This is a genomic window from Lacipirellula limnantheis (assembly GCF_007746075.1).
GTDB lineage: Bacteria > Planctomycetota > Planctomycetia > Pirellulales > Lacipirellulaceae > Lacipirellula > Lacipirellula limnantheis.
In genome coordinates, this window is record NZ_CP036339.1 from 6,252,264 (window position 1) to 6,266,184 (window position 13,921).

13 protein-coding genes and 1 tRNA gene are annotated in these 13,921 nt (G+C 62.9%); 3 read left to right on the forward strand and 11 right to left on the reverse strand.

The features are described 5' to 3' along the window. Positions 1-131: 131 nt before the first annotated feature. Positions 132-404 carry a hypothetical protein gene (locus I41_RS24400; RefSeq protein WP_145435636.1) on the reverse strand — a complete coding sequence of 91 codons (273 nt, stop codon included), beginning with the start codon at positions 402-404 and terminating at the stop codon, positions 132-134. 293 nt (positions 405-697) lie between these two features. On the opposite strand from I41_RS24400, the gene I41_RS24405 reads away from it, so the two are divergent. Further along, positions 698-1,075, forward strand: a complete 378-nt coding sequence (locus tag I41_RS24405) for a hypothetical protein (protein WP_145435637.1) — start codon at positions 698-700, stop codon at positions 1,073-1,075. 61 nt (positions 1,076-1,136) lie between these two features. Here I41_RS24405 and I41_RS24410 read toward each other — a convergent pair whose 3' ends face one another. From I41_RS24410 to I41_RS24440, 6 genes are all read right to left on the reverse strand, one after another. Further along, positions 1,137-1,685, reverse strand: coding sequence for a DUF1643 domain-containing protein (locus I41_RS24410; protein ID WP_145435638.1), 549 nt, complete (start codon positions 1,683-1,685; stop codon positions 1,137-1,139). Between the two features lie 360 nt (positions 1,686-2,045). Then, positions 2,046-2,118 (reverse strand) — tRNA-Glu (locus I41_RS24420). Between the two features lie 69 nt (positions 2,119-2,187). Beyond that, the gene (locus I41_RS24425) at positions 2,188-3,114 is read right to left on the reverse strand and encodes an ABC transporter ATP-binding protein (protein WP_145435639.1); all 927 of its coding nucleotides are present in this window, start codon (positions 3,112-3,114) and stop codon (positions 2,188-2,190) included. An 85-nt stretch (positions 3,115-3,199) separates the two neighbouring features. Continuing rightward, positions 3,200-5,524, reverse strand: a complete 2,325-nt coding sequence (locus tag I41_RS24430; RefSeq protein WP_145435640.1) for a hypothetical protein — start codon at positions 5,522-5,524, stop codon at positions 3,200-3,202. Beyond that, a complete protein-coding gene (locus I41_RS24435) occupies positions 5,521-5,832 on the reverse strand; it encodes a MazG nucleotide pyrophosphohydrolase domain-containing protein (RefSeq protein ID WP_145435641.1) in 312 nt (103 codons plus the stop codon). Before I41_RS24435 ends, I41_RS24430 begins: the two co-directional genes overlap by 4 nt. Positions 5,833-6,117: 285 nt before the next feature. Continuing rightward, a complete protein-coding gene (locus I41_RS24440; RefSeq protein WP_210421062.1) occupies positions 6,118-7,002 on the reverse strand; it encodes an isochorismatase family protein in 885 nt (294 codons plus the stop codon). 71 nt (positions 7,003-7,073) lie between these two features. Between I41_RS24440 and I41_RS24445 the strand changes: the two genes are divergently transcribed. After that, positions 7,074-7,400: a Rieske (2Fe-2S) protein gene (locus tag I41_RS24445; protein WP_145435642.1), complete on the forward strand. Its 327-nt coding sequence runs from the start codon at positions 7,074-7,076 to the stop codon at positions 7,398-7,400. On the opposite strand, the gene I41_RS24450 is transcribed toward I41_RS24445, so the two are convergent. The 3 genes from I41_RS24450 to I41_RS24460 form a co-directional block, all read right to left on the reverse strand. Beyond that, positions 7,367-7,573, reverse strand: coding sequence for a hypothetical protein (locus tag I41_RS24450; RefSeq protein WP_145435643.1), 207 nt, complete (start codon positions 7,571-7,573; stop codon positions 7,367-7,369). The two genes, I41_RS24445 and I41_RS24450, sit on opposite strands and share 34 nt — an antisense overlap. Then, a complete protein-coding gene (locus I41_RS24455) occupies positions 7,552-8,466 on the reverse strand; it encodes a DUF6263 family protein (RefSeq protein ID WP_145435644.1) in 915 nt (304 codons plus the stop codon). Before I41_RS24455 ends, I41_RS24450 begins: the two co-directional genes overlap by 22 nt. 93 nt (positions 8,467-8,559) lie before the next feature. Continuing rightward, the gene (locus tag I41_RS24460; protein ID WP_145435645.1) at positions 8,560-9,249 is read right to left on the reverse strand and encodes a metal-dependent hydrolase; all 690 of its coding nucleotides are present in this window, start codon (positions 9,247-9,249) and stop codon (positions 8,560-8,562) included. 210 nt (positions 9,250-9,459) lie between these two features. Here I41_RS24460 and I41_RS24465 point away from each other — a divergent pair, with 210 nt between their 5' ends. Beyond that, entirely contained in the window at positions 9,460-10,767 is a 1,308-nt protein-coding gene (locus I41_RS24465; protein WP_145435646.1) for a hypothetical protein, read from the forward strand. Positions 10,768-10,820: 53 nt separating this feature from the next. On the opposite strand, the gene I41_RS24470 is transcribed toward I41_RS24465, so the two are convergent. Then, positions 10,821-13,661 (reverse strand): ABC transporter transmembrane domain-containing protein, encoded by a 2,841-nt coding sequence (locus I41_RS24470; protein WP_145435647.1) that lies wholly within the window; start codon positions 13,659-13,661, stop codon positions 10,821-10,823. Positions 13,662-13,921 lie beyond the last annotated feature (260 nt).

The following is a 13,921-nucleotide window of genomic DNA, read 5'->3' on the forward strand; positions in this document are numbered from 1 at the left end:
AGAGTTCAATGCGGGGAAAATCCACGCAGCCAGCGCAACGACAGGAGTGAGCACGAACAGGAAGAAGCGAAGAGACAACTGGAAGCCTGGTCGCGCCATGCCCCGATTCTAATCGTCGCCGAACCAACTTCCTACAGAATCACCGCCATCCCCAGCAGCCCAGTCACGATCGTCGTGGCGATGATCGCCGAGCGGAGCGTAGAGCGGCGGCCGAGTCTTAACGCCGCGATGCCGGCGAGGGCGAAGATGAGGGCGGGATACCAGAGGGGGAAGTAGACGCCATTGGCAGGTGAACCAAATTGACCCTGCTGCCCAACAATATGTTGTTGGAGGTTAGAACATCCGGTTTCGCCTAACCGGAACGAATCGACAAACCAACCATCATCGGTTGGCCTTCCAGGCACTAACGATGCGAAAACGATTCCGTCGACTACTTCAGCATTGAGCGTCTTTGAACCTGAGTACGCCGTCGCGGCATGCACTACGTCGAAGAGTGCTACATTCCTCCAAAACGCCAAGCAAACCGACGCTCGCCGCTAAGCTGAACGTCGCCAGGGCGTAGCGAAGGTAGCTGAGCATGGGGTATCGAGTAATTGCAAGGGCACAGATTAATCGCCGCCCGTTCGCTTGGAGATGTCGAGCGACGCCGACCTAGCGTCCCCACCGCCGATTGAGTTCGGCACTGCGTCGTTGTGCGATGGAATTCTCAATCCACCCAGGGAACGTTGCGCAATTCACGGCGCGTGCGGATGTCCTTTTCGATTTGCGCAACCACATGACTCCTGAGGCGTACTTGGAGCAGAAGAAGGCGCTCCAAAAGTTCCTCTGTGGGTACTTCTCGACCGGCGGCTGCAACGGTTCGCTAGCAAACGCCATCTCGCCGCTCAAAGCAGCGCCGCGCGCCGGCAAGGTGCTTAAGGTGCGCTGGGCGTACCCCTGCTGCGGGAAGAGCGGGGGCGTGCGCCTGGTCGTCGTCGCCTACAGTGAAGCGAAGCGAGTTCACATCGCAAAAGCGTTCTACCGCAGCGATGACCCATCGGACGATGACATCCGCGATGGGGTCAACGATCTATGATTGGCGTTCCCGCCAACTTGCCGGCTGCTGATGCACGGAGGCGCCATGGAGACGTCGAAGCTCATCCCTTCGCGGGGTAGCATTGAGGTCGAAGCGAATCGGGCAAGTAGAGCGGGTGAACCGGCGTCCCGTCCTTGGCAAGACGCAGATAACAGAGATCCCTATGGCGGCTGAGCAGGCCGACGAGGTCCTGCCCCCGCTGCCGCAACGCCTTCGGCGGCTGCCCAAAGGCGAGGACGACGGTCTGCGCCTCGGCGGCCATGGCCAGGATGAGGCGGTCGTTGTCGGGGCCGACGGGGTCGGCGACTTCCAGCAGTCGCAGCTTGTCGGTGGCGCGGTAGGCGTGGACGTTGCCGACCAGTTGGCCGCCGTAGCCCCAGGCGCGGGCGAACTTGCCGGTCTTGCGGAGCGTGGGATCGGCATAGTCGAGGCAGGCGACGCTGGGGTTCATCAGCAGCCAGAGGACAAGCGGCAGCGCGGGATCCCAAATCTCGCGGAGTTGGTAGCGATAGCGCTGGCAGTCGGAGAAGCGGGCGGTGACAACCGAGTCGGCGGGCCACATGGGGCGAACCTTGCCGCCGGGGTCGTGGCTGGGAGCGGCGGAATTCATGCGGCGGACCCTGCGGGGGGACGAGTCGCGTTTTGCCGGTGAGGAGCTCTTGCATCATGCCCTGCTCGAGCTGGCGGGCTTTGGATAGCGTAACTTCCAGGGCGACGATGTCCGCGTCCATGTCAGAGAGAATCGCGGCGACGGCGACGGACGTGAGGGCCGAGGGGGTAGTCTCAGATGAAGGAAGCCAAGGCGGCGCGAAATGCGGCTCACTCGATGTTCATAACGTGGGGCAAAATGCGACGCAACATCCAGTCGCGGAGAGTCGCATACGAGCGCAGACTACAAAAAAAGCCCGGAAAAACCGGGCTGAAGTGCGATCTCATGCGCCTGCACGCGATACTGCACAAGCGATCAGAGTACCCCGTAGGGGAGTCGAACCCCTGTCTGCGCCGTGAGAGGGCGCTGTCCTGGGCCACTAGACGAACGGGGCGTAAGTGGCGTGAATCGAGAATTTTCCGCCATGCGGGGCCCCTTGTCAATTGGTCTCCGGCCGCTGCGTTTACGACGTAATTCCCTTGGTCAGCGCCATAAACGCCGTTTCGAGATTGATCTCCTCCTCGGTCAGCCGAGTCAGCCGATGGCCGGCGTCGACGAGGGCCTTCGACAGCTCGCTGTAGTCATGCTCGCCCGTGGTGAGCGTGACTCGCAGCTGCCCTTCGTGGGCTTCAACCTTTTCGACGTAGCTCGACTGCTCGATCAGCTTCGCCGCCGCGTCGCTGTTGCCGGCGATGCCGATTCGCAGCACCGTTTGCTGGCGAACGAGTTTCATCAGTTCGTCGACGGTGTCGTTGTAGTGCAACTCGCCCCGTTCGATGATGCCGACCTTGTTGCAGATGTCGGCAAGCTCGGGCAGGATGTGGCTGGACACCATGATCGTCTTGCCCATGTTGCGGAGCTCTTTGAGCAGGCCGCGAATCTCGATGCGGGCTCGCGGGTCGAGACCGCTGGCCGGCTCGTCGAGCAGCAGCACCTGCGGATCGTGGAGCAATACGCGCGCGAGGCCGAGACGTTGCGTCATGCCGCGCGACAAGCTGGTGACGAGCGCTTCGCGTTTGTAGCCAAGATCGACCAACTCGAGCACCTCGTCGCAGATCTTCCGCCGCGCGGCGCCTTTGATGCGATAGGCGGCGGCGAAGAACTCGAGGTACTCGATCACCTTCATGTTGTCGTACACCCCGAAGAAGTCGGGCATGTAGCCGATGATGCGGCGGATTTCCTTTGGCTTCGAGTAGATCGAATAGCCGCCGACGTAGGCCTCGCCCCAAGTGGGGTTGAGCAGCGTCGCGAGGATCCGCATCGTCGTCGTCTTGCCGGCTCCGTTGGGGCCGATGAACCCGAACACGTCGCCGCGTTCGAGCTTCAAGTCGATCTTATGGATGGCGTAGAGCTCGCCGTATTTTTTGGTGAGGTCGCGGGCTTCGATCATGGGAGGGTTCAGGGGTCGGGGTTCAGGGTTCAGTAATGACGTGGAGGTCGAGGTTCGCAACGGAACCCCGAACCCTGAACCCTCGTTATTCATCCTCTAAAGGAATCACAAACCGGTAGTAGACCCAGCGGCGATCCTGGTCGCTGGCGAGCGGGCTTTCGCCGTCGGTCCAGTTCGAGCCGGCGACGTTCGCGGCGCGGGCCAGAAGGATGGCTTGGTTCCCGCGCAACAGCCGGCTCATGTCGAGAAAGGACTGATAACGACTGGGACCCTGGGAGTAAGATTCCGCGCCGAGGACGTCGTGGAACATCATGGCCGTGGCGAGCTGCGGCACGTCGGTGCTATGGAGCTCCAGCCGCGCAGGCCCTTCGTTCGGGGCTGCCGGGAGGGCGTCCTGCTTGCCCGCCGCAGCGAGCAGAGCCGTCTTGACGCGAGTCGGTTGCAGCGTGTCGTCGATCGTCGCGACGGCGCCGTTGGCCAGATTCGGCAGCGCATAGGCGAGGTTGCCGTGCATCAAGACGCAGTCTTGCAGCTCGACGCCGGTCCGATTGGTAAAGTGGCCGGCGAGCAGGTCGTCGTCGAGGGTGCGAAGCTCGGCGGCGATGGGTTCAAGGAGTTCGCCGGTCCAGCGGCCGACGAGCGTGCGCGTCGACCACTCTTGCACGGGCAGACCGACGATCTCGGTGAGGGGCGGACTGAAGGCGTAGCCGCGTTCGAAGAGCGTCGACTGTGCGCCGCTGCTGCGCATGCCGTCGAGGCCATAGCCAGTGGCGCCGAGCCACGCAACGAGTTGGGACTGGCCCGCGCCGGGGTCGGGACGACCCGGCTCGCCGATCGGCTTGCCGGCGAAGTTGGGAGCGAGGGCGAGATCGTAGCGCTCGACGCGCGGGCTGAAGAAGTGGGTGTAAACCGTGCCGCGCGCCGTCCCGGCGGCGAGATCAACGTCGACGAACTCGACTTGATTTACGCGGAGGCTGTCTCCTTTCATCCAGTGGGCCGCCCAATACGCGGCGGCCGAAACGCCGACGACGATCAGCGGGAAGGTGATCCATGTCAACTCCATCCGCTTCAGCAGCCGCTTCACCAAGAAGTAATCGCCCGGGCCGATCAGCAGGATGTAGCCGATTACCAGCAGGGCGACCAACCCGAAGGGCGCCGGCGTGATTCCTTGGAACGCCACGTCGAGCGAACGACGCAGGCGATCGATCAAATCGTCTTGATAGCCATAGTCGTTCTGGTCGTTGGCTGGGCTCGCCGACCACTGCAGCGCCTGACGGAGCACATTCGGCCGGCCGGCCCAATCGACGATCGGCGGCGCGTCGGGATCGAACGCGACGAACGTCACTTCGCCCAGTCCCTGCCGCGCCCGAATCACCAAGGGCATGTCAGTCGACTTCGAACCCGAAAAGGCGAGGATCTGTCCGTTGACGTCGGTAAGTTTCGGGACCTGCAACCGCAGATTGGCGGCGTCGGGGATCGATTCGGCGCCGTTGGCAAACCCTTCGATCGGCTGCGCCTCGCGCAGGGTCGACATCGCTTCGTAAGTCCCGGGGACGAACGGCGCCAGCGGGCCCTCCGGTCCGATCAATTCGGGCGCGTTCGCGCCGCAGAAGATCACGAGCTGACCGCCGAGATCGATCCACTTGCGCAGCGCCTCGATCCGCTGCGGGCTGGCGGCGAGCGGACGATAGATGTCGGCGTCGGTGCTGCCGAGGCAAAGGACGTCGATCGCCTCGTAGCCGTACCACTCGGTCGGCCAATCGGCGGCGCTGGTGAATTCGACGATGCGGGTTGCCAGTGGGCCGTCTGAATTGCCGTCAGTTCGAGCCAACTCGGCGAGGCCGCGCCGCATGCCAAAGGTGGCGATGAAACGGTTCGTCGCCGGACTGCCGTAATTGACGAACTCGCCGCCCGGTTCGGGGCCAGGCAGGAATCGTTGCCTGGCCCGCGTCTTGCCATTCTCGTCGAGGACGCGAACCTCATAGGCGCCGCCGTCTTGGCCGGGACGCACGAACAGGCGTACGCTCGAAGGCTTACCGGCGAACACGCCGACCGGGCGGTCGGGCCCGGTGAAGACCGAAGTCGGCACGCCTTCGGCATCGGGGGTAATCAGTTGAATGGATCCGGTGAAGTTCTCTTCGCCGCCCTGAAGCGTCACTTCAGCCGGCGTCCAGCAACCGAGCTTGTAAGCTCCATTGAAGCCGAGCTTGAGCGACCGGATTTCGAGCTTCGGCCGTTCTTGAGCATGCGCGGAAGTGGCGAATAAAAGGAGAAGAGCGAATAGCGCGACGATGTAGCCCCCGGCTCCGCCGGGGGGTCGAACGGCGCTCCACACCGCTGCGGTCGGCAGCGCTACCCCCCGGCGGAGCCGGGGGCTATAGGGGACGTACTCAACAGGCGATCGGCTCACGGCTTCTCCGCATCGTCGCAGGTGCAAACGAGATGGCCGCAACCGGGGCAACCGCCGCCATACTTCTTTTGGACCGCTGCGGAGAGATCGACGCCGGCGACATTGGCAATCGTCGTCAGCCAGGCGAGCACATCGGCGAACTCGAGCGACTGTTCCTCCAGCGTTCCTTCCCGCAGCGCTGCCGCGAGCTCGCCCACCTCCTCCATCAGCCACATGAACGTACCGTCGACGCCGCGGGCGACGTCCTTTTCATGATACATCCCGCGGATGAGCTGCTGGAATTCGCGGAGCGATACGTCGGCGGGCATAGGCGGCAGAAGCGGAATTGATGAATGACGAAATCCGAATGGCGAACTGCCTATTGTACCGGCAATTGGCCGCCGAGCGAATCCAGAAGCGCGGCTCGTTGCCTTGCGGAAGGGGCGATTAGCCACCAAGGCACGAAGATCACCAAGAAGCGCGAAGGAACGCAAGAAATGAAGAATCGCGACCAGCCCGTCGTCGAAGCCAACGCTCCCGGATATCTGTCTTTTTTCACTTTCTGGGTGCGTCTTTGTGCTCTTCGTGCCTTGGTGGTTAGCCTTTCTCGCCGGCTACTTGCTGGCCGCAAACCGAAACGGCTCGCCGCCGGTCAGGTCGCTGCTGACGATCGTCGGGCACCAGTATTTTTCGACGTGCTCGACCACCAGATCAGTTCCCGTGAAATGATCGACGTGCGGAGCCATTTCGTGGTTGTACATGGTGTCGGTGAGGTCGCGGACCAGCACGACGTTCTTTCCCATCTTCACGAGCTGCCGAATCGCAAACGGTCGGCCCAGGACGCACATGTTGAGGTGGACGCCGCAGATGATGACATTGTCGATCCCGCGTTCGGCGAACAAATTGACGAGTTCCTGTCCGTTGTCAGTCACGGCGTCGCGCTTGTCGTCAATCTCGATGGAGGCGATTTGGCGTTTCCAGGGCGCGCTGATCTCGCACTTCACGGCGCAGTCGCAGCCCATATCGGAGTCGTCGATCGGCATTGGCGGTTCGCGCGGCTCATCGGGATAGTCCCACGCCGTTCCCCAGCGTTGTTCCGCGGCAAGCTCGCCGGGCGGCGTTGCATGCGGAGCGCGGATCGCACGTTGGCGTGCGGGCGAGTCATTGTAGAAATCAACGCACGTGCTCGGGGCGTGAACCACCAGCACGCCGGCGTCGCGCGCCTTCGCGACGAACTCATTTAAAGGTCCCGCCATCTCGACCACTCGTTCGGCGGCGCCGCGGCACCAATGATCGTCCCACATGTCGACGACGATCAGGGCGGTGCGCTGCGGATCCCACTCGACCGTCTCCTCGGTTCGCAGGAACGTCTTGCCGTCGGCGGTTTGCGGCTTCATGCCGCGGGTGTGAAACGTGAGCATTGGCCGGTTCACCCCTGTTTCAGCCCAGGCGATCGCGCCGAGCGACATGAGTGCGAGCATACAAATGATGAGTTTCATGGCGTCCCTGTTGTTCGAGCCGGGAGCGAGATAAGCTCAATGTAGCAACTTCCGCTCAGCGATTACGCGACATGTCCGAGTTTATCACCGTTGCCCGCGTTGGCGCCATTCCCGAGGGGGGCGGCGGCACCTTTCAGGTCGGCGCGCGGCTGGTGGCCGTTTTCAATCGGGGCGGCGAGTATTTCGCGATCGACGATCTGTGCCCCCACATGGGTGCATCGCTTGGCGCCGGCTACATGGACGCGGAAGGCGTGGTCACCTGCCCCTGGCACGCCTGGCATTTTTCGGTCTGCGACGGCACTTGGTGCGACAATCCGCGCATCAAGATTGATGCGTTCGAGACCCGCGTCGTGGGGGATGAAATTCAGGTCCGCACGACGCCGACGAAGCCACAGTAGCCGCGGCTCAACGAGCCGCCGGAGCGGTTCAAAAACAATGGCAAATGGGGAATGCCGAATGGGGACATGAGGGAGGCGTTCGTGACCTCGCCCCATTCCACAATCAGCAGTCCCCATTTGATCGCCGCTCCGGCCGGTCGTTGACCGGCGGCTAGTCGACGTTCGGCACCCATTTCACGCCGATCGTTTGCTCGATCTTCTGTTCGACCACTTGGCCCGCCGCGGTGATCTTGAGGTTCGTCACCTGCGTGATCTTCGACTGCTCCAGCCGGCCTTCGACGCCATTGAATAGAACTTCACCGTTGGATTCCTGACTCGGGACTTCCACCGTGACCTCCCCGCCGGCAAAGCTGACCTCAACTTTGGCGCTGAACTTCTCTAGTTTCGTCCCGTCGCTATCCACGGGGCCTTCGTACTTGTAGGTCGTCACCGCCGTTTGCGTGCCGACGACAGGGAGTTTCGCCTCGGTCGTGCTGGTCCATTCCTTGCCGACTTCGAGTTTCTCCGGCAGCACAAACGACGCTTGGCCGACCATCTTCTTGAAACCGGCGGCGCTCGCCAATTCACCCATTTGCGCGGCGCCGGGCTGATTCTTCAGCGCTTCGGCGACGGCCTCGGGAACGACGACGTCGGTCACCTCGCCCCGAGGGGTCATGGTAACGATGAAGGGGTGGCCGGTGACCGCCTTCAGCAGCGGCGCAGCCATTGCCGCTTGACCTTGCGGGTCCTCCTTGGCGTCGGTATCGATCTCGGATTTCATGCCGTCGGCGGTCGCAATGCTCATCCTCATCCGGTCAACTCGCTGTTCCAGCACGGCCGACCCATCGGGCTTCACTTCCTTGACGGTCCAGGACATGTCGATCGTCAGCACCGAGTCGACCGACATATCGCCGCCGGCGCCGGTCTTGGTGACTTTCGTATCCTGGTTCATCTGAAAGCGGTTGGTCAGGCCGGGCGTGAATTTCCAGGCCGGGACTTCCGCCGCGCGAACCGTCGTTTCTGCACTGAGCAGCAGGAGCGTGCAAGCCAAGACCTGAGGGCGGCAGAGCGTGAGGAGCGACGACATAGGTTCTTGTTCCGTTCAATAGATCAATCGATGTTTTGAAATCTGGTCGGCGAACACCTCCCTTGTCGGGAGGGATTTACCGTGCCGCAAGAATCATACCACGAAGCTGCCGCCTGGTTCGACTACTATCGGATCGGCGGCGGTTTGCCGGCGAACGTCCTCGGCCCAGGCGTTCCCGTCCTGGGCGATCGGCGGCCAGGTGTTGTAGTGGCAGGGAGCCGCCTTCTTGGGGTTCAGAAACTTGACCGCTTCGACCGCGTCCTCGGGGCCCATCGTGAACCGGTCGCCAATCGGCAGCACGGCGAGATCGAGCCCGCCGAGGCCGATCAGCTTCATGTCGAGAAACAAGGCCGTGTCGCCGGCGAAGTAGAGCCGCTTCCCGGCCAACTCCAACAGGAACCCGCCGGGGACGCCGCCGTACGCACCGTCGGGAGTGCTGGAACTATGATGGGCGATTGTAAATTTGGCCCGACCGAACGGCTGTTGAACAGCGCCGCCGGGATTCATCGGGACGACTTTATCCTCAGCCACGCCTTGACGTTTGAGCCATTCGGTGACCTCGTAGCCAGCCAGCACCACGGCGCCAGTGCGTTTGGCGATGGCCGGTGCATCGGTGACATGATCGAAGTGACCGTGCGTCAGCAAGATAAAGTCCGCATCGGCTTTATCGGCTTTGATCGGGGCTGCAGGGTTTTCGTTCAGGTAGGGGTCGATGAGCAGCCGCTGGCCGTCGGCCTCGATGGCGAAACAGGAATGGCCGAGCCAAGTGATTGTAACGGACATGCGGATTCTCGCGGGCAGATGACGGTGGATGCGCTGCCTAGACTTGTACCCCGGTGGGTACAATGGAGGCAAGCGCGGGGGATGACTTGCCGGAACATTCTCGCTACGAGTTTCATCATTCACGCCGACGCGTCCATTGCGTCCCGCCGCTCGCGGCGGGTTCGCGGGCTCCGCCCGCGGCTAAATGGCCGTTCTTGTTTTGCCAGGTTGATGCGAACTTCAATAACCAAGTTGATTCAGGCGACCGGCCTCGCGGCGGCGCTCGTTGCCAGCGCGGCACGCGCCAACGCCGCGGATGCACCGCCGCCGCGTAACGTGGACGCTCAGCGCGCCGCGGCGGCCGGCATCCGCGAACTCACCGGACAGCACATTCGCATCTTTACCGACCTGCCCTCGAGCCCGGCGGTCGACGAACTTCCGGCCGTTTTCGACGCCGCCATCCCGCTGTGGGCGAAGTACTTCGACCTCGACGAAGGTGCGACCCAGGGCAAGTTTCTCGGCTTCCTGATTAGCGATCGCGAGAAGTTCGCCGCACTCGACCTACTGCCCGCAGAGAACCGCGATTTCGTCAACGGTTACAACCGCAACTTCGAATTCTGGCTCGTCGAGCAGCCGAGCGACTACTACCGCCGCCATCTGCTGCTGCACGAGGGGACGCATGCCTTCATGCAGACCCAACTCGGCGGCGCCGGCCCTGGTTGGTACATGGAGGGGATGGCGGAGTTGCTTGGCACTCATCGTTGGAGCGACGGTCGGCTCGAAATCGGCGTGCTACCGGCGTCGAAAGACGACGTGCCGATGTGGGGGCGCATTAAAGTCATCCGCGACGCGGTGAAGGCGGGAAAGCCCTGGCCGATCGAGGCGGTGCTGGAGGTCGACAACCGCCGGCAACTCGATACCGAGAATTACGCCTGGTGCTGGGCACTGACGGCGATGCTTGATGGGATGCCGGCGTTTCGCGAGGAGTTTCGGTCGCTCAAAAACTCCGTCGCCGACTCGGCATTCAACGAAACGTTCAGAGCGACGTACGGCCCCAAGCAGCGACTGCTCAATCAGCAGTGGAGCGCGTTCATCGCCCAACTCGACTATGGATATGACCTGGAGCGAATGGCCATCGCCCTACAACCAGCCGCGAAGACCAGTCCGAACGCGGTTTCCATCGCCGCCGACCGCGGTTGGCAGGCCACGGGCTGGAAGCTCGAATCGGGGAAGTCGTACCGCATCTCCGCGACGGGCCGGTTTCAAGTTGCCAACGACGGTGAGCCATGGCCGTGCGAGCCTAATGGCGTGACCATCGAATACCACGACGGCCTGCCATTGGGCGCCCTTCTCGGCGCCATCGCCAGTACGAAGCCGAGCGAAGGCGACCCGTCGTTTGCGGAGCCAATGCTGATCGGCCGCGAAGCGGTCATCAAGCCCAAGAGTGACGGCGTACTCTGCCTGCGGGTGAACGACTCACCGGCGAAGCTGGGCGACAATGCGGGGGCAGTCGAAGTGAAGATTGCATCCGCTGATTGAGGGACGCTCCTCAACCCCCAGTCAGTGACCGGGGACTAATCGCGTTTCCACGCTTACCAATAAACGTACCGCTGGAACAACTCCCGCTCCTTCGGCGGCAGCGTCTGCACGTCGGGCACCAGGAACCGGTTGTCGTCGAGGTCTAGCAGCATCTTGCCGCGTTCGCCGAAGTCTTGCACCTGGCTTTGGCTCCAACGCATCGTGAACCGTCGCGGGCCGTGCGGGGTGCGGACGTCGCAGTGGAGGTGGCCGAGTTCGAGACTGATCGCGTCGACGCCTTCGATCGTTTGCAGGAAGTAACGGCGATCTAGCGCGGAGCGGACGAGTCGCTGGGCCTCCGCCGGCCACTCGTTCAGGTTGCGGAGGATGCCGATTTCCTGCTGCTCGCCGTCGCGCGTCCAGACGCGGAGGCTAATGTAATCCTCCGGACTGGTCGCTGGGAACAAATTCACGGCGAATACGCCGCGGAACACCTGATCGTTGGCAAGCACCGCCGTCATCGTGTCGCGGGCGCCGGCGCAGATTTCGGCGTCGTCCGGCAGCAGCCAGCGCGGCAGGAACTTTTTCGCTTCCAGCGCGGCGTCGTGTTCGGCCGTCGCCTTCGCTTCATCCGACGGTGCGTCTTCCGCTTTTTCGAGCAAATCATCAATCGACGCCTTGGGCGAAGCCTGCGACTGCAGCCGCACAAGCTTCGCATAGCGGCCATTCTCGGCAATGAGCTGTTCGTGGCTCCCTTGCTCGACCAAGCGGCCGCGATCAAACACCAAAATCCGATGCGCGTCGCGAAGCGTCGACAAGCGGTGGGCGATCGCGATCGTCGTCCGCCCGCGGGTGAGCGCCTTGAGCGCCTGCTGAATCGCCTGTTCGCTCTCGGCGTCGACGCTGCTGGTTGCTTCGTCGAGCACCAAGATCGGCGGATCGTAGAGAATCGCCCGCGCGATTGAGAGGCGTTGACGTTCGCCGCCCGAAAGGCCGGCGCCGCGCTCGCCAAGCCAGGTGTCGTACCCCAGCGGCGAGTTGAGGATGAACTCGTGCGACTGGGCCGCCTTGGCCGCGGCGATCGCTTGTTCCTTATCGCTGGTCGGCAGACCGTAAATGAGATTGTCCCAGATCGTACCGCGGAACATGAACGGCTCCTGCAACACGACGCCGACTTGCCGACGGAGTTGGTGGGCCGCCAGTTGTCGCACATCGACGCCATCGACGAGGACGCGCCCTTCGTTGACGTCGTAGAACCGGCAGAGCAGATTCACGAGCGTCGTCTTGCCGCTGCCGCTCTTGCCGACGATGCCGATGGTCTCGCCCGGTTCGATCGCGAAGCTGACGTCCCGCAGCACTGGCTGGTGCCGCTCGTAGCCGAAGGTCACTTTGTCGAACTCGATCCGTCCCTTCACATCGGGCAGGTCGACCGGTTCGGCAGGATCGGTCGATTCGACCGGCGTGTCAAGCAGCTCAAACACCCGCTGGCAACCGGTGAGGAAGTTCGTCAGCCAGGTGGTGAACTGGGAGAGGGTCGCCAATGGCGTGTAGAACATCGCGAGGTACGCGAGAAACGCCATCAGCGAACCGAGCGTCATCTTGCCGGCGAGCACGTCGCGGCCGCCGACGTACCAGACGATCAAGCCGCCGAGGCTGAAAATCAGCTGCATCGTCGCCGAGAAGGCGGCGGTGGAGTAATCGACGCGGATGCGCGAACTTCGCAAGTAATCGCTGATCCGGTTAAATCGCTCATACTCGCGCTCCTCCTGTGCAAACGCCTTCACCACGCGGATGCCCGACAGCATGCCGGTCAGCATCCCAGCCTGCTTGCTGCTGCTGTCCCAGTAGCGGTAATGTTTGGGGTGAACGCGCTTCCAGAAAAACCAGCTGCCGGCAATCACCAGCGGCGCCGGGATGAGCGTGTAGACCGCCAGCTTCGGGTTGAGCGTGAAGAGCATCACGCCGACCGCCGTCACCTGCACGATCTGCAGCAGGAAGCCGCCGGTGATTTGTTGCAGCAGGCTCTGGATCACTTCGCTGTCGTAGGCGACGCGGCTGGTGATCGACCCGACCTGATGGCGATCGTAGTAGCCGAGGCCGAGCGTGTGAAGTTTTTCGACCAGCTTCGCGCGCAGATCAAAGGTGAGCGCTACCCCCACCCGAGTGGCAAGTCGTCCCTTGGCGAAGTTCACGACGCTTAACACGATGCGAGCGAGCGCGAGCGCCGAGACGACCGCCAGCAGCGCCGTGAGCAGCGATTGCGGGTCAAGCGTCTTGTCGCCTCCCTTGAGGATGTCGTCGACGAGATACTGCTGCAGTTTGGGCGGCGCGAGTTCCGCCGCGACCGCGACGAGCATCAGGCCGCACATAATCGCCGCCGTCGCGCGGTAAGGCCACAACATTTGGCCAAGTCGCCCGATGATTGCCTTCCGCGGCAAGCAGCGGGGACACGCCTCGCCGGGGGTCGGCAGGCGCTGGCTGCACTTCTCGCAGTGGGTCTTCAGTAACGGCTCGCCATCGACCGCCGCAATGGCGCCGGTGGTTCGCAGTTCTTCCAGGCTGCGGGCAACGCGGTGGAAGCGATCGGCTTCAGCGTTGGAGTAGCGAGCCAAGTCGACCCAGTGGTCGTCGACGTAGGCTTGCAGGAAGCCGGAACCGACCGCGCCCTGGGTGCGGAACTCCTGCACGTCGCTGACGGACACGTGGCTTTCGACGCGCGGCGCATGCGGAGTCGCGCCACCCTCAGCCTCTTCCGAGACCGCCGCCACGTTCGCATGGGTGGCGACGATCCAATGCCGCCGCGGCTTCCCGGAAAGGGACAGATCGGTGCTAGTCGACAGCAGCACCGGGACCCCGTTGAGTCCCTGAACGTCGAGTTCCTTCTTGACGGCGAGCGGCAATTCTTCGTGGAGCATGGCAGTCGTGATAATCGTCTCCGGGCGAAACGTGCAAGATGAACCCGAGAAAAGGGACGCCTTCGGCTGCCAGCACGTTTCGATGGCGGCGGAAGGGGGAGGGAATGGGCAACCGCGTCGCCCCCTGAAGCCCCCGGTTAGTGTCCGGGGGTCAATCGGGTTGCGGGACAAAACCCATCAAATCGGCAGGAAGTCGTTCATCGCACGGTCGCGAGAGGCCGCCGGCATAAGCGGCAAGGGAAAGGCGCGCGGCTAAAGCC

Excerpts from the sequence above, each read along its gene's own strand:
- I41_RS24405 (WP_145435637.1), top strand. The coding sequence starts at position 698 with ATGGAATTCTCAATCCACCCAGGGAACGTTGCGCAATTCACGGCGCGT.
- I41_RS24410 (WP_145435638.1), bottom strand. The coding sequence starts at position 1,685 with ATGAATTCCGCCGCTCCCAGCCACGACCCCGGCGGCAAGGTTCGCCCC.
- I41_RS24425 (WP_145435639.1), bottom strand. The coding sequence starts at position 3,114 with ATGATCGAAGCCCGCGACCTCACCAAAAAATACGGCGAGCTCTACGCC.
- I41_RS24435 (WP_145435641.1), bottom strand. The coding sequence starts at position 5,832 with ATGCCCGCCGACGTATCGCTCCGCGAATTCCAGCAGCTCATCCGCGGG.
- I41_RS24440 (WP_210421062.1), bottom strand. The coding sequence starts at position 7,002 with ATGAAACTCATCATTTGTATGCTCGCACTCATGTCGCTCGGCGCGATC.
- I41_RS24445 (WP_145435642.1), top strand. The coding sequence starts at position 7,074 with ATGTCCGAGTTTATCACCGTTGCCCGCGTTGGCGCCATTCCCGAGGGG.
- I41_RS24450 (WP_145435643.1), bottom strand. The coding sequence starts at position 7,573 with ATGGGTGCCGAACGTCGACTAGCCGCCGGTCAACGACCGGCCGGAGCG.
- I41_RS24455 (WP_145435644.1), bottom strand. The coding sequence starts at position 8,466 with ATGTCGTCGCTCCTCACGCTCTGCCGCCCTCAGGTCTTGGCTTGCACG.
- I41_RS24460 (WP_145435645.1), bottom strand. The coding sequence starts at position 9,249 with ATGTCCGTTACAATCACTTGGCTCGGCCATTCCTGTTTCGCCATCGAG.
- I41_RS24465 (WP_145435646.1), top strand. The coding sequence starts at position 9,460 with ATGCGAACTTCAATAACCAAGTTGATTCAGGCGACCGGCCTCGCGGCG.
- I41_RS24470 (WP_145435647.1), bottom strand. The coding sequence starts at position 13,661 with ATGCTCCACGAAGAATTGCCGCTCGCCGTCAAGAAGGAACTCGACGTT.